This window comes from Xanthomonas sp. NCPPB 3174 (genome assembly GCF_056725205.1).
In genome coordinates, this window is sequence record NZ_CM161517.1 from 3,621,829 (window position 1) to 3,634,338 (window position 12,510).

General features: G+C 62.8%; 11 protein-coding genes and 1 tRNA gene. 6 read left to right on the top strand and 6 right to left on the bottom strand.

Annotated elements, in window-relative coordinates:
• Nucleotides 1–421 precede the first annotated feature (421 nt).
• The gene (locus tag AC1PK7_RS15655) at nucleotides 422–2,311 is read left to right on the top strand and encodes a putative bifunctional diguanylate cyclase/phosphodiesterase (protein ID WP_481098732.1); all 1,890 of its coding nucleotides are present in this window, start codon (nucleotides 422–424) and stop codon (nucleotides 2,309–2,311) included.
• 405 nt (nucleotides 2,312–2,716) lie between these two features.
• Here the strand turns inward: AC1PK7_RS15655 and AC1PK7_RS15660 are convergent, their stop codons facing one another.
• The 5 genes from AC1PK7_RS15660 to AC1PK7_RS15680 all read right to left on the bottom strand — a co-directional run bounded on the left by AC1PK7_RS15660 (nucleotide 2,717) and on the right by AC1PK7_RS15680 (nucleotide 7,591).
• Nucleotides 2,717–3,424: a hypothetical protein gene (locus AC1PK7_RS15660; protein WP_481098733.1), complete on the bottom strand. Its 708-nt coding sequence runs from the start codon at nucleotides 3,422–3,424 to the stop codon at nucleotides 2,717–2,719.
• 10 nt (nucleotides 3,425–3,434) lie between these two features.
• Nucleotides 3,435–4,013, bottom strand: a complete 579-nt coding sequence (locus tag AC1PK7_RS15665) for a hypothetical protein (RefSeq protein WP_481098734.1) — start codon at nucleotides 4,011–4,013, stop codon at nucleotides 3,435–3,437.
• Between the two features lie 304 nt (nucleotides 4,014–4,317).
• Nucleotides 4,318–5,331, bottom strand: coding sequence for a Fic family protein (locus tag AC1PK7_RS15670; RefSeq protein WP_481098735.1), 1,014 nt, complete (start codon nucleotides 5,329–5,331; stop codon nucleotides 4,318–4,320).
• Between the two features lie 104 nt (nucleotides 5,332–5,435).
• A tRNA-Gly gene (locus tag AC1PK7_RS15675) sits at nucleotides 5,436–5,509 on the bottom strand.
• A gap of 258 nt (nucleotides 5,510–5,767) precedes the next feature.
• Entirely contained in the window at nucleotides 5,768–7,591 is a 1,824-nt protein-coding gene (locus tag AC1PK7_RS15680) for an autotransporter outer membrane beta-barrel domain-containing protein (protein ID WP_481098736.1), read from the bottom strand.
• 171 nt (nucleotides 7,592–7,762) lie between these two features.
• Here AC1PK7_RS15680 and thiS point away from each other — a divergent pair, with 171 nt between their 5' ends.
• From thiS to AC1PK7_RS15700, 4 genes are all read left to right on the top strand, one after another.
• Nucleotides 7,763–7,963 carry a sulfur carrier protein ThiS gene (thiS, locus tag AC1PK7_RS15685; RefSeq protein ID WP_010341814.1) on the top strand — a complete coding sequence of 67 codons (201 nt, stop codon included), beginning with the start codon at nucleotides 7,763–7,765 and terminating at the stop codon, nucleotides 7,961–7,963.
• A gap of 64 nt (nucleotides 7,964–8,027) precedes the next feature.
• The gene (locus tag AC1PK7_RS15690) at nucleotides 8,028–8,822 is read left to right on the top strand and encodes a thiazole synthase (protein ID WP_481098737.1); all 795 of its coding nucleotides are present in this window, start codon (nucleotides 8,028–8,030) and stop codon (nucleotides 8,820–8,822) included.
• A gap of 10 nt (nucleotides 8,823–8,832) precedes the next feature.
• Complete coding sequence (gene trmB / locus AC1PK7_RS15695; RefSeq protein ID WP_371180874.1) at nucleotides 8,833–9,591, top strand: tRNA (guanosine(46)-N7)-methyltransferase TrmB; 759 nt, start codon at nucleotides 8,833–8,835, stop codon at nucleotides 9,589–9,591.
• A gap of 116 nt (nucleotides 9,592–9,707) precedes the next feature.
• A complete protein-coding gene (locus AC1PK7_RS15700) occupies nucleotides 9,708–11,576 on the top strand; it encodes an SLC13 family permease (RefSeq protein ID WP_010341810.1) in 1,869 nt (622 codons plus the stop codon).
• Between the two features lie 31 nt (nucleotides 11,577–11,607).
• Here the strand turns inward: AC1PK7_RS15700 and AC1PK7_RS15705 are convergent, their stop codons facing one another.
• Complete coding sequence (locus AC1PK7_RS15705) at nucleotides 11,608–11,946, bottom strand: Rieske (2Fe-2S) protein (protein ID WP_481098738.1); 339 nt, start codon at nucleotides 11,944–11,946, stop codon at nucleotides 11,608–11,610.
• A gap of 202 nt (nucleotides 11,947–12,148) precedes the next feature.
• Between AC1PK7_RS15705 and AC1PK7_RS15710 the strand changes: the two genes are divergently transcribed.
• Nucleotides 12,149–12,421 (top strand): hypothetical protein, encoded by a 273-nt coding sequence (locus tag AC1PK7_RS15710; RefSeq protein ID WP_017910413.1) that lies wholly within the window; start codon nucleotides 12,149–12,151, stop codon nucleotides 12,419–12,421.
• Nucleotides 12,422–12,510: the final 89 nt, after the last annotated feature.

Genomic DNA, 12,510 nt, shown 5'->3' on the forward strand with positions numbered 1-12,510 from the left:
GGCTGCCGTCGGCAGTGCCGTGCGCGCAGATATCCTGCTACCGATTCAAGATTGGGCGAAGCCGGCCGATCTATGAGCAAATAAACACCGCCGGACGCGCGATGGGCGCGGACCGAGCACCACCCTCCAGCGCGCACATCGGAGCCAGGCCGACCGCAGCAAAAGCCGCCGTTCGATTGGACGCTCCATCAGGAGCATCGCAAGATCGCATACTCCTTCACACCGCATCGCCCTGTGCTGCAAGAGGACGCTCACCGCCCCATGAAATCTGCCCATCTCGCACGCGCCGTCCTCCCGATGCCGAATGCAACGTCTCCCAAGCAGGCACGATCGGGATATCACTCAAAGGTGCATGCGTCGCCATTGACCAGCGTAGCGCACGGCTAAAATGTCTTTCCTAGACTGGCACTCGGGTGCCTCCATGACGTCTGCGCAAGACCATCACTTCCGCATCGCGCAATACCGCTCTTTTGCCGCGAAAATGCCGATGCTGCTGGCTTGCCTGGTCGGATCGAGCTTGATCGAGTTCTTCATGCTGGACGATCTGGACCCGGTCTCAGCGTCAGGAGCGATCGAAATCGGCATCTGCCTGATCGCCCTGGTCACCGCAATCTGGTGGGTCAGGCACGGGGAAGACGAGATCGACCGCGATGGGGCCATGCGCCGGATGATGTACAGCATGATGATCTGCGTTGTCGGCGGCTTCATCAGCATCGTCAACGACATCCTGATCTACCTCGCGTCAGATCAGGGCATGCGGCTGTATCTGGCATTCAGCATCTTCGGCGTGGGCATCTGCTGTTTCGTCTGCACCATGCACATCCGCGTGATGTCGCTGATCGTCATCTGCCTGACGACGCTCCCATGCACCTGGATGTTCGTCGAATTGGGCCTGCCCGGCGGGACGGCGGCGGGGTCCCTGGCGCTGATCATGGCCTGCACGATGGTCGTCTCGATGTTCAGCTATCAGCACGATTTCAAGAAGCTGATCGCGACGCGGGTCGAGGCCGAGTTCCTCGCGGCCGAAAACATCCGGCTGGCCAGCGTCGATGAGCTGACCGGGCTGCCCAACAGGCGGTATTTCATCCAGCAGTGCCGCTTGCGTACCGCCAATGGCGCGACGGACAGTACCTCCCTGGCGATCGGCATCATCGACATAGACGGCTTCCGCTCGATCAACGAGCATCACGGTCATCAGATCGGCGATATCGTGTTGAAGGAGGCGGTCAAGCGGATCGAAAGTGCGGTTCCGGCCAATTCCACCGTCTGCCGCATCGGAGGCGATGAATTTGCCGTCCTGATCTTCGATCCGATCGTCCCGAAGGCGCTGCTGCAGATCGGCACACGTCTCAAGGCTGCATTCGAACAGCCCGTTGCAGCCAGGGATATCCGCGCGACCATCGGCTGTTCGGTGGGCTTTGCCTGTTATCCCCAAAATTCCCGTGATGTCGAGACGGTCTTCGAGCTTGCCGAATACGCCCTTCGCCACGGCGATGGCGAGGGAAGCAGCAGATGCACCGTTTTCAATGAGGATCTGGAACGGCTTCGCGCCTCGGAAGCGTCTTTGGAGCAGGCCCTGCGGCACGCCATTTCGCTGGGCCGGCTGTTTCCCGTCTACCAACCGATCACCCGCTCCGCCACAGGCGACATCATCGCCTTCGAATGTCTCTGCCGCTGGACGGACCCGCAACTGGGCGCCGTGCCGCCCGACATTTTCATCAGACTGGCGGAGAAGCTTGGACTCATTCAGACCCTGACCAAACAGATCCTGGCGTGCACATTGCTCAACATGCAGCGTTGGCCGCACGAGATGAAGGTCTCCATCAACATCTCGGCCACGGATGTGGCGGACCGCGCCTTCATGGAGGAGCTTCTTTGCCTGATCGGGGGGTCTTCGATCTCGCCAAGCCGCCTGATCTTCGAGATCACGGAAACCGCCGTCCTCTCCGATTTCGCAGGATCGCGACGTCAGTTGGACCTTGCGCGGCGGTCCGGCATCGAAATCGCACTCGACGATTTCGGCACGGGCTTCTCCAGCATGAGCCACCTGCACCAGCTCCCGCTGGACAAGGTGAAAATCGACAGGCGCTTCATCACCGACCTGTGCGACAACGTGGCAAGCCGCAATATCGTCTCCGGCATCGTTTCGCTCTGCGACAATCTCGGCGTCGCCTGCGTCGCCGAGGGCGTGGAACATGCGGCACAGCTGCAAATCCTGACGGATCTCGGCTGCACCTACAGCCAGGGTTATCACATCTCCCGGCCTGTGCCGGCCGACGAGGTCCCGAAGCTGATCGCCGCGCTGCGTTGACCTCTTCCGGCCTGGCGCTGGCACGCACTACCGCAGCGGATCGCTGATGCCGGGTAACCACGAGGCCAGCGAGACCCGCTGCTTTCATCTGCACGATCGGACTGCAAACGATCACATCGTCGGCCTCGTAGCGCGACAGGCACGGCGAGGTGGCTATCGACATTGGGTGCCGGCCGGCGCCGGTCCCGGAGTTGGGTGAAGAACCAAAAAATCCATCGCACAAATGCTTGACGGCAAAAATCCACTTCGATAACAGAACAACCAATACGTCCCGCGCCCAGCATTTACAAATTAAATGCGAGCACACACTTATAGCAGCAACGTAACCGCAGTCGACAAAAATACCAAAATTAAATATGTGAAATTAAAATCCGAATGAGCGTACCCACCCGGATTTAGCGAAACTCACTCAATTGGCCTGGGAGACGGCCGCTGATATTTTGCAAAAGTTCTGTATAGAGACGCAGCACGTTCGTCCGCGGCTACGCTCTCCACACCGCTCAACCCACGCAAAGCAATATCTGCAGATGCTTTCCCGTCCCCGAGAAGATAAGCAAGCCGCAAGTAAGCTGCGCTATCAATAAGATTCTTTTCCTTTATATCACTAGCATAAACCTCAGATATTCCATAATAAGCATACAAGCTGCCAGAAGATGCTGCGCCACGAAGGATTCCAAGGCCCTCTTGAAATCGCCCGCCCTCGATTGCCGTCTTCTTGCCATAGACCACAATAGCAGCTTTATTACCAGATTGAGCTTCGGCCTTCAGCTGCTCCAAGCTCATTTTCTCCAGCCGTGCCAGTTCGGCCTCCGAAGGATAGCCATTTACTAAGAGCCACTGAGCTTCTGCTTCTGTATTAGCAACAAGTGGCCCACTAGCCTTACATAAATCCGCCCCACTTTGACAGAGATACTGCTTGGCATCTTTCTGCATGGATTTAGTGCCGTTGGCACCAACTGGAATTGAAGCCAACTTTCCATCACCTGCTGTACCGACTCCCGCCGCTGGTTGCTGCTTGGAGGAGGTGTCCTTTGCTGCCGGATCGTCTGCCTTCCCGCATGAAGCCACGCAAATGGCAAGACTGGCTACAAAAAAGATCTTCTTTGTTTTCATCTTACGGCCTTTAGGGAGTGCATTGATTTTGCTGAAAATTGGTCCACCAAGTAGAGCAAGCCGCATCGGCAGAAGTAACTTTCCATTTTACCCCAAGCGAATTATCCATACTGGCGGAGCTAACGACCGGACCAGGCACATAGCTCTCCAAGGGCACCCCATACCGCTTAGACCAATCCAGGAAGAACTGGATAAAGCTCATTTCATCGTCAGCTTCAACATCCAGAGCCTTCATAATTTGGAAACAATAGTATTCAGGAACCGTCAACTGACCAGCAATTCGATACTTGCTGGAGCCCATGCTTTCCAACTCACATACCGATTTCAAATCATTCCGAAAAACCGTGGTCGCGTCCTTGAAGGACATGCCAGGATTCGCGTAATTTTGAGTCTGTTTATTTAAGGCAAAATCCATTGCCCATGCTGCAGTTGGATCAACCTGAGATACGGCTCCATTGGGACCATAAGCTCTGTTCTGAGAGTAAGCAATCGCCATCAATACGGTAGATTTGCCGTTAATCCCGGCGCCCGGGAGTTTGTCTTGTGCATAGGCTGCGCCAGACGGCACAGGTATAGGATTAGGGCACATTGCCGGTTTCGTGGCTTTGAGATTTTGGCAGACGACCTCATGTTCATAATCGCCGCCCCCTCACCTTCGCCACCATCCCCACCAGGCGGAAGCGGCGGAGAGGGATTATCGACTGGAGGTGGTGTCACAGGCGGAGGGACTTGTACAGGTGGCAAGTCCGTCGTTCCACCAGTATCTGTTGCGGACGCCAAGGGTGACAATACACCCGACGCCCCTGCGATTACCAAACTGATGTAGATCGTCCGTTTGATAGCAGACCTCAAAGAAACCTCACGGGCTCCGCTTAGTTTCGCCTTACCTTTCCTCATAAAATATCCTTATAGTTCATGCAAACAATTTCCATGATTAGAAAATCAAGCTCAAGCGAGTAAAACACCCCCTGCTCTTCTTTTAAAACACCAGAAATACGACTCAAAACTTTTTCCGCAAGCGACGGGCTGCACGCCCCCCTCCCTAACACGAGCGTCTCCTTAGAAACGTAACCGTAGGCAAGAAGAGATTGCAAAGCACGACGATCCAAGCCCTCAGACGCCAAATAATCACAATACCTCAGAATATTTAGGGAGTGAGAAAGCCAAGCGGCCGCTTTCTTTTGCCTAGATGCCGCCTGCGAAACAGACAATCGCATCCATGTAGACCCCGTGCGTTCTTTGGCAAAGCACAGCGAATGCGCAACATAAAGCGGGTACAGGCTCCTATAATGCATCGCAAGATTTATTAGAAGCGCGCGTACTGCCCTCCCATTCCCATCGCTGAGCGCGTGAATGCACAGCATTTGATAAGCTACCGCCTCAAAGTACGCGCAATTAATCTCACCCTGATCCCGATTTTTCAGGAAGGCTTCCAAATTAGCGATCAAGGCTGGTAATTTCTCAACTGCTGGCAGCACAAGCCATGCGGCCGAGGGGCTTGAGCCGCCAATCCAGGCGTTATCCGAACGACAACGCACCTGCGTATTGCCAGCGCTTTTTGCAAAAGAAAGAGACCATTCTAAAAACCCTCGCGCCAAAGGAAGTCCAGCGTTAAGGGTAGAAAGAATCGCACCTCTTTGATCTGGAGTCGCCCTAAGATCCACGACGTCAATTGGTTTCCTGCCTCTGCACACCAGACTAAGCCGTGCGGTGATAGCTGCCAGGAAAAAGGCGCCTTGCTGATCTATTGAAAAGCGACCGTAGTCTTGTTCGCCCTCAAGGGTTTTGAGCGGCCACTCTAAGAGTGCAGGCGTAAATACGGAGAAATTAGCACCCAGCCAAATATTGGCATCGGGAGCATCTTTGCGGCCAGGTTTTGGCACAAACACCAGATCGAGCAACGCCAAATCTCGACTTCCATCCATAGAAGATCACGCCGAAAAATCCTGGCAACGCCACTAAACGCCTCAGCTATCCGCAAATAGAAAGGTAGCGGGGCAAGAAGCGAGACTGGAGCGGGCGATGGGAATCGAACCCACGTCAGTAGCTTGGGAAGCTACAGCTCTACCATTGAGCTACGCCCGCGTTGCCGGTGCAGTCTATGCGCTGGGCCGGGGTTTGCGCAAGAAATCGGGGCGATGCGGCTGCAGCGCGCCGTGTTCCCGAAGCGGCCGGCGATCATGCCCCGGCAATGCGAAAGGGGCTTCAGTCCCGGCGGCTCAAACTTCGAACCGTCGGGACTGAAGCCCCTCCCACAACAGGCATGGCTGCCCTTGTACGGTACGTCGCTCGCCCTACCCTGCCCGGCGCGTAGCCGAGCAAGGCGGGCGAACTCGGCGTCGCTTAGAAGCTGCCGCCGAAGTTCACGAACAGCGAGGTGTCGTGCGCGCGCGACTGGCCGGTGGTGGCGGCGATGCCGACGTTGCTCTCCAGGCCCCACATCTTGGTCCGCGCGCCCAGCACCACCGAGGCGTAGTTGCGGTCGAAGTTGATGCCCGGCACCGCGTACTCACCCAGATCGGACATGGTCTGCAGGTACGCGGTGGCTTCCTGGTTCTTCTTGAACTCGTGGTCGTAGGTGGCCTGCAGGTACGGCTTCACCATGCCGGCGTCGATGCTGGCCTTCCAGCCGATGCGGCCGACCATCGACTCGACGTCGCGGTCGCTGTAGCCCAGCGCGCTGGAGTTCGGGTTGCTCTCGGCGTAGCCGTCGAGCTTGACCTTCTGCCAGATCGCCGCGGCCACCGGGCCGTGCCTGAAGCTGCCTTCGCCGAACTCGTAGCCGCCCTGCAGCGCCGCGGTCAGGTTGCTGCCGTCCGGCGAGCCCTTGTGCTCGATGGTGGCCGGGCCGAGGTTGACCTTGCGGGTGACGTCGTAGCTCAGCCAGGTGTAGCTGACCTGGGCGTTGACCCAGGCATGCTCGCCATACCAGCCGGCGAAGCCGCCGAGGGTGCTGTCGTCCTGGGTGTAGTCGCCGCCGCGGTTGCCGAAGTCGGCATCGGTGCGACCGAAGCCGCCGAAGCCGCCGAACACCCACTCGCCACGCGACCAGTCCACGCCGAACAGGCCGGCCGGGGCCAGACCGTCGTACAGGTCGCCGTGCTGGTAGCGCTGCATGTCGCCACGCAGGTTGCCCCACCAGCGCACGCCATCCGCTTCCGGGCGGCCATCGACGTGCCAGGCGACCTGGTCGGCGCGCGAGCGGCCGACCATCTGCGCCGAGTGGGTCAGGATCTGCTGGGTGCGCGGGCCTTCCAGGATCGACAGCGCGTACTGCGCCAGCAGCTCGTGGGTGCGGCCGGTCGGGTGCACGCCATCGGCGAACACGTAGGTATCGGCGGCATCGGCGCTGACATAGCTGGTCGGGTTGCAGGTCAGCGACTGCGCGGTGATCTGCGGCTGGCAGGCGGTGCCGGTGACGTTGGTGAAGCCGTAGGTGCCCGGGTTGGCCACCACTTCCTGCAGCAGGTGGAAGGTGTCGACCGGGATCACCCGCAGCCCGGCGCTCTTGAGGCCGGAGAACAGAGCGGTGTTGTACGCGGTGGCCAGGGCGGTACCCTGCGCCATCGCCGCGGCACCGCCGGCGCGGAAGCGCGGGGTGATGCCGACGTCGGGCAGGTTGTTGACCATGACATAGCGCGCGCCGGCGTTCTGCAGGCTGGCGACGATGCCGACTTCGGCGGTCACGGCGTTACCGATGGTGGTCTGCACCGGCGCACCGCCGGCGATGGCGAACAGGTCGTTGGCACCACCCCACACCGAGTACAGCGCGTTCGGATCGGCCTTGCCGCCGTTGGCGGCCAGGTAGTTGCTGGCCTGGGTCGCCAGCGAAGGCGCCACGCCCAGCGCACTGGCGTTGGCCACGCCGACGCGGGCGTTGCCGGCGGCATAGTCGTCGCCGATCTGGCCATTGCCGTTGGCGGCGGCGTTGGTGCCGTAGTACTCGGCCACGTACTGCGCCCACACGTAGTCCGGATTGGTGGTGAACTGGCCGGTCACCGCCCGCACCGAGGCCGGCAGCAGCGGACGGTAGTAGCCGGCGTCGGTCAGGCTGTCGCCGAAGAACACGGTGCGGCTGTAGGTGGTGGACTGCGCGAACGCAGGTGCGGCGGCGAGCACGATCGCGGCGGCGAGCAGCGAGCGGAGCGGACGGATAGACGACGTCATGGAAGCCCTCCCGGGCAAAAATGGACACGAAGTGGCACGAAACTGGGGGTGCGGCCGCACCATACGTTGCCGCATGGCCGACATCATTCCACCTCTGCCGGACACGCTCACGTTGCACTGCCGCAAATGACACGACTCGCGCGCCAGTGGCACGCATTGCACAATGATGGCATGAACATCGAATTGAACGGCAGACAATGCACGCTGGCGCCGGCCACCACGGTGGCCGCGCTGCTGCAGGCCGAGGGGTTGGGGCAACGACGGGTGGCGGTCGAGGTCAACGGCGAGATCGTGCCGCGCGGCGCGCACGCCACGCACGAACTGCACGCCGGCGACCGGGTCGAGATCGTGCACGCGCTCGGCGGGGGCTGAATCGGGCCGCCGCGCGCGGCGGCACGGACTCGGCAGGGCCGGTGCGATGGGCGATAATCCGCCGATGAACGCTCCCGCCCCCCATGATGCGCTGGTGATCGCCGGCAAACCCTATCGTTCGCGCCTGCTCACCGGCACCGGCAAGTTCGCCGATCTGGAACAGACCCGCCTGGCCACCGAGGCCGCCGCCGCGCAGATCGTCACCGTGGCGATCCGCCGCAGCAACATCGGCCAGAACCCGGGCGAGCCCAACCTGCTCGACGTGCTGCCGCCGGAGCAGTACACCATCCTGCCCAACACCGCCGGCTGCTACACCGCCGAGGACGCGGTGCGCACCTGCCGGCTGGCGCGCGAACTGCTCGACGGCCACAACCTGGCCAAGCTGGAAGTGCTGGGCGACCAGCGCACCCTGTTCCCGGACGTGGTGCAAACCCTCAAGGCCGCGGAAATCCTGGTCGCCGATGGCTTCGAGGTGATGGTCTATACCAGCGACGACCCGATCCTGGCCAAGCGCCTGGAGGAGATCGGCTGCGTGGCGGTGATGCCGCTGGCCGCGCCGATCGGCTCCGGCCTGGGCATCCAGAACCGCTACAACCTGCTGGAGATCATCGACAACGCCAAGGTGCCGATCATCGTCGATGCCGGCGTCGGCACCGCCTCGGATGCGGCGATCGCGATGGAGCTGGGCTGCGACGGCGTACTGATGAACACCGCCATCGCCGGCGCGCGCCATCCGGTGCTGATGGCCAGCGCCATGCGCAAGGCGGTGGAAGCCGGCCGCGAGGCGTTCCTGGCCGGGCGCATCCCGCGCAAGCGCTACGCCAGCGCCTCCTCGCCGATCGACGGGCTGATCGGGTGAGGCCGCAGGCATGACCGATCCGTTCTCCAGCGCCGGCGCCAAGACTCCGCCGAAACCCTTCACCGTCGAGGAAGGCCATCGCCAGGTGCGCAGCTTCGTGCTGCGCCAGGGCCGCTTCACCCCGGCCCAGCAGCGCGCGTTCGATGCGCTGTGGCCGCGCTTCGGCCTGGACTACCGCGGCCAGCCGCGCGACCTGGACGCCACCTTCGGCCGCAGCGCGCCCAAGGTACTGGAGATCGGCTTCGGCAACGGCGCGGCCTTGCGCCACGCCGCGCAGCACGACCCCAGCCGCGACTACATCGGCATCGAGGTGCATGCACCGGGCGTCGGCCGCCTGCTCAACGCCCTGGCCGAGGACGGCGCCGACCACGTGCGCCTGTACCACCACGATGCGGTGGAGGTGCTGCAGCACGAGATCGCCGACGGCAGCCTGGACGAGGTGCGCATCTACTTCCCCGACCCCTGGCACAAGAAGCGCCACAACAAGCGGCGCCTGCTGCAGCCGGCGTTCGCCGCGCTGCTGGTGCGCAAGCTGCGCGCCGGCGGCCGCCTGCACTGCGCCACCGACTGGGCCGACTACGCCGAACAGATGTGGGACGTGCTCGACGCCACCCCCGGCCTGGTCAACCGCGCCGGCCCGCGCGGCCACGTGCCGCGCCCGGACTGGCGTCCGCAGACCCACTTCGAGACCCGTGGCCAAAATCTGGGGCATGGGGTGTGGGATTTGTTGTATGACAAGCCGGGATTGGGGAGTCGGGATTCGGGATGAAGAGCGAATCCGCCACGTTCCGGACACAATGCATCCGCGGCATGCCATTACCGCGGCCGGTGCCGGTTAGCGCCGTTAGCTAATCCCGAATCTCCAATCCCCAATCCCGGCCGCCAATGGATACCGCGCTGACGCTGACCACCGATATGAAGCTCGTGCTCGGGCTGGTCGGCTTCACCATGGCGATGTTCGTGTTCGAGCGGATCCGCGCCGACGTGGTGGCGCTGGTGGTGCTGGTGGTGCTCGGGGTGACCGGCCTGATCGCGCCGGAGGAGCTGTTCAGCGGCTTCTCCGGTAACGCGGTGATGAGCATCATCGCCACCACCATCCTCGGCGCCGGGCTGGAGCGCACCGGCGCGCTGAACCGGCTGGCGTCCTGGCTGCTGCGCCGCGCGCGCGGGGTCGAGGAACGGTTGATGCTGCTGACCACCGCCATCGCCGGGCTCAATTCCTCGTTCATGCAGAACCCCTCGGTGATGGCGCTGTACCTGCCGGTGGCCTCGCGCCTGGCCGGGCGCACCGGGCTGACCCTGCAGCGGCTGCTGCTGCCGATCGCCGCGGCCATCGTGATGGGCGGTGCACTGACCATGGTCGGCAACTCGCCGCTGATCCTGCTCAACGACCTGCTGCAGTCGGCCAACAACAACCTGCCCTCGGGCATGGCCACCATCGAGCCGCTGCGCATGTTCGCGCCGCTGCCGATCGGCGTGGCGCTGCTGGCGGCGTCGCTGATCTATTTCCGCGTGCGTGGCGACAAGGCGCTGGCCGAAGAAGAGCGGCTGATCAACGACGGCGTCACCCCGGCGCGCACCGAGAGCTATTTCGCCCGTACCTACGGCATCGAAGGCGACGTGTTCGAGCTGATCGTCAGCGCCGACAGCCCGCTGGTCGGCATGACCCTGGGCGAGGCCGAGACCGTGCACAACGCGCCGCTGCTGCTGGCCCTGAAGACCGGCAACGACACCCGCCTGGCGCCGCCGGCGGACATGCGCATCTGGGTCGGCAGCGTGCTCGGGGTGATGGGCGCGCGCCAGCAGGTCGCCGATTTCGCGCAGAACCAGTTCCTGCGCCTGTCCTCGCGCCTGCGCAACCTCGGCGACCTGTTCAACCCCAGCCGCGCCGGCATCTCCGAGGCGGTGATCCCGCCGACCTCACGCTTCATCGGCAAGAGCGCGGCCGAGCTGCGCCTGCGCAAGCAGGCCGGGATCAGCCTGCTGGCGATCAACCGCGACAAGCAGGTGATCCGCGAGGACGTGCGCAAGGTGCCGCTGCGCGCCGGCGACATGCTGGTGTTCCACAGCATCTGGCAGGACCTGGCGCAGGCCTCGGAAAGCCGCGATTTCGTGGTGGTCACCGACTACCCCAAGGGCGAGCACCGTCCGCACAAGTTCAAGATCGCGATGACGATCTTCGCGCTGACCATCCTGATCGCGCTGACCTCCAGGCTGCCGGTGGCGCTGACCCTGATGACCGGCGTGGCCGGCATGCTGCTCACCGGCGTGCTGCGCATGGACGAGGCCTATGCGGCGATCAACTGGAAGACCGTGTTCCTGATGGCCGGGCTGATCCCGCTGGGCTGGGCGATGGACAGCAGCGGCGCGGCGGCCTGGGTCGCCGGCCATACCATCGCGCGGCTGCCCGAGGGCATGCCGGTGTGGGCGCTGGAGATCGCGCTGGGCCTGCTGACCACCGCGTTCTCGCTGGTGATCAGCCATGTCGGCGCGACCATCGTGATGGTGCCGATCGCGGTCAACCTGGCGCTGGCGGCCGGCGGCAATCCCACCGCGTTCGCGCTGATCGTGGCGCTGTCGGCATCCAACAACCTGATGACCGCGTCCAATCCGGTGATCTCGATGATCACCGGCCCGGCCAACTACCAGCCGCGCGAACTGTGGCGCGTCGGCGGCCCGCTGTCGCTGGTCTACACCCTGGTGGTGGTGCTGATGGTCAACCTGATGTCGATGGGCTGGTGGCACGCGCTGTAGCGCGGCTCGTCGCAAGCACCTGCGCTGCGCGCTAAACCAGCACCACCTGCCCGTCGCGCACGTCCACCGGCACCGCGTGCAGGCTCTGCCCGCGGCAGGGGCCGGACACGCACTCACCGCCCCGCAGTTCGAACGCGGCGCCATGCGCGGCGCACACCACGTGGCCCTCGCGGCTCTTCAGGAACTGGCCCGGCGCCCAGTCCAGGCGGCGCCCGGCATGCGGGCACACGTTCAACCACGCACGCACGCTGTCGCCCTCCCGGTACAGCAGCAGCGACTCGGATTCGCCACCGATCAGCGCCTCGGCCTCGGCCAGTTCGCCGGAAACGAGGTCGTGCAGCGATGCCAGCACGGCGGAAGAGTCGGTCATGGCTTACGGATACGCACGGCGTTGGGGCCGCAATTCTGGCACGGACGCGCGTGGCCGCGCCGGCGTGCGGCTTCACTTCGCGAGGACATGCAAGCGGTTGAACGCAAAGTGTTAATTTTTCGCTTAACGAAGTTTTCACTCCGTCACATAAAACAGCGCCGATACTGCGCGCCTTCGGTTCAAACTGAAACAGAGTTCTGCCATGCGCGCTCGCCTCTTCAATTTCGACCAATTCCGGCACGTCTTCGCGCCGCGCAAGCCGCGCCATCCGCTGGTGAAGCTGGCCGTGGGCCTGCTCGGCCTGGCGATCCTGGCCGGGCTGGTGTTCGTCAGCGTGTTCGTGGGCGCGGCGATGATCCTGGGCGGCATCGCCATGAAGCTGCTGAGCCAGCGCGGCAAGCGCCCGGCCACCGCGCGCCGGCATGTCGTGGATGGCGAGTACCGGGTGGTGCGCAAGCCGGCCTTGCCGTTGTAAGGCGGGGATTGGGGAATCGGGATTGGGGATTCGCGAAAGCGGATTCCGCGTGCCTGTTGGATTTGGGTTGAACCCATCGCGGTAGACTG

What these genes read in the sequence shown, in the direction of transcription:
- AC1PK7_RS15655 (WP_481098732.1), top strand. Translation starts at nt 422, where the DNA reads ATGACGTCTGCGCAAGACCATCACTTCCGCATCGCGCAATACCGCTCT.
- AC1PK7_RS15660 (WP_481098733.1), bottom strand. Translation starts at nt 3,424, where the DNA reads ATGAAAACAAAGAAGATCTTTTTTGTAGCCAGTCTTGCCATTTGCGTG.
- AC1PK7_RS15665 (WP_481098734.1), bottom strand. Translation starts at nt 4,013, where the DNA reads ATGTGCCCTAATCCTATACCTGTGCCGTCTGGCGCAGCCTATGCACAA.
- AC1PK7_RS15680 (WP_481098736.1), bottom strand. Translation starts at nt 7,591, where the DNA reads ATGACGTCGTCTATCCGTCCGCTCCGCTCGCTGCTCGCCGCCGCGATC.
- thiS (WP_010341814.1), top strand. Translation starts at nt 7,763, where the DNA reads ATGAACATCGAATTGAACGGCAGACAATGCACGCTGGCGCCGGCCACC.
- AC1PK7_RS15690 (WP_481098737.1), top strand. Translation starts at nt 8,028, where the DNA reads ATGAACGCTCCCGCCCCCCATGATGCGCTGGTGATCGCCGGCAAACCC.
- trmB (WP_371180874.1), top strand. Translation starts at nt 8,833, where the DNA reads ATGACCGATCCGTTCTCCAGCGCCGGCGCCAAGACTCCGCCGAAACCC.
- AC1PK7_RS15700 (WP_010341810.1), top strand. Translation starts at nt 9,708, where the DNA reads ATGGATACCGCGCTGACGCTGACCACCGATATGAAGCTCGTGCTCGGG.
- AC1PK7_RS15705 (WP_481098738.1), bottom strand. Translation starts at nt 11,946, where the DNA reads ATGACCGACTCTTCCGCCGTGCTGGCATCGCTGCACGACCTCGTTTCC.
- AC1PK7_RS15710 (WP_017910413.1), top strand. Translation starts at nt 12,149, where the DNA reads ATGCGCGCTCGCCTCTTCAATTTCGACCAATTCCGGCACGTCTTCGCG.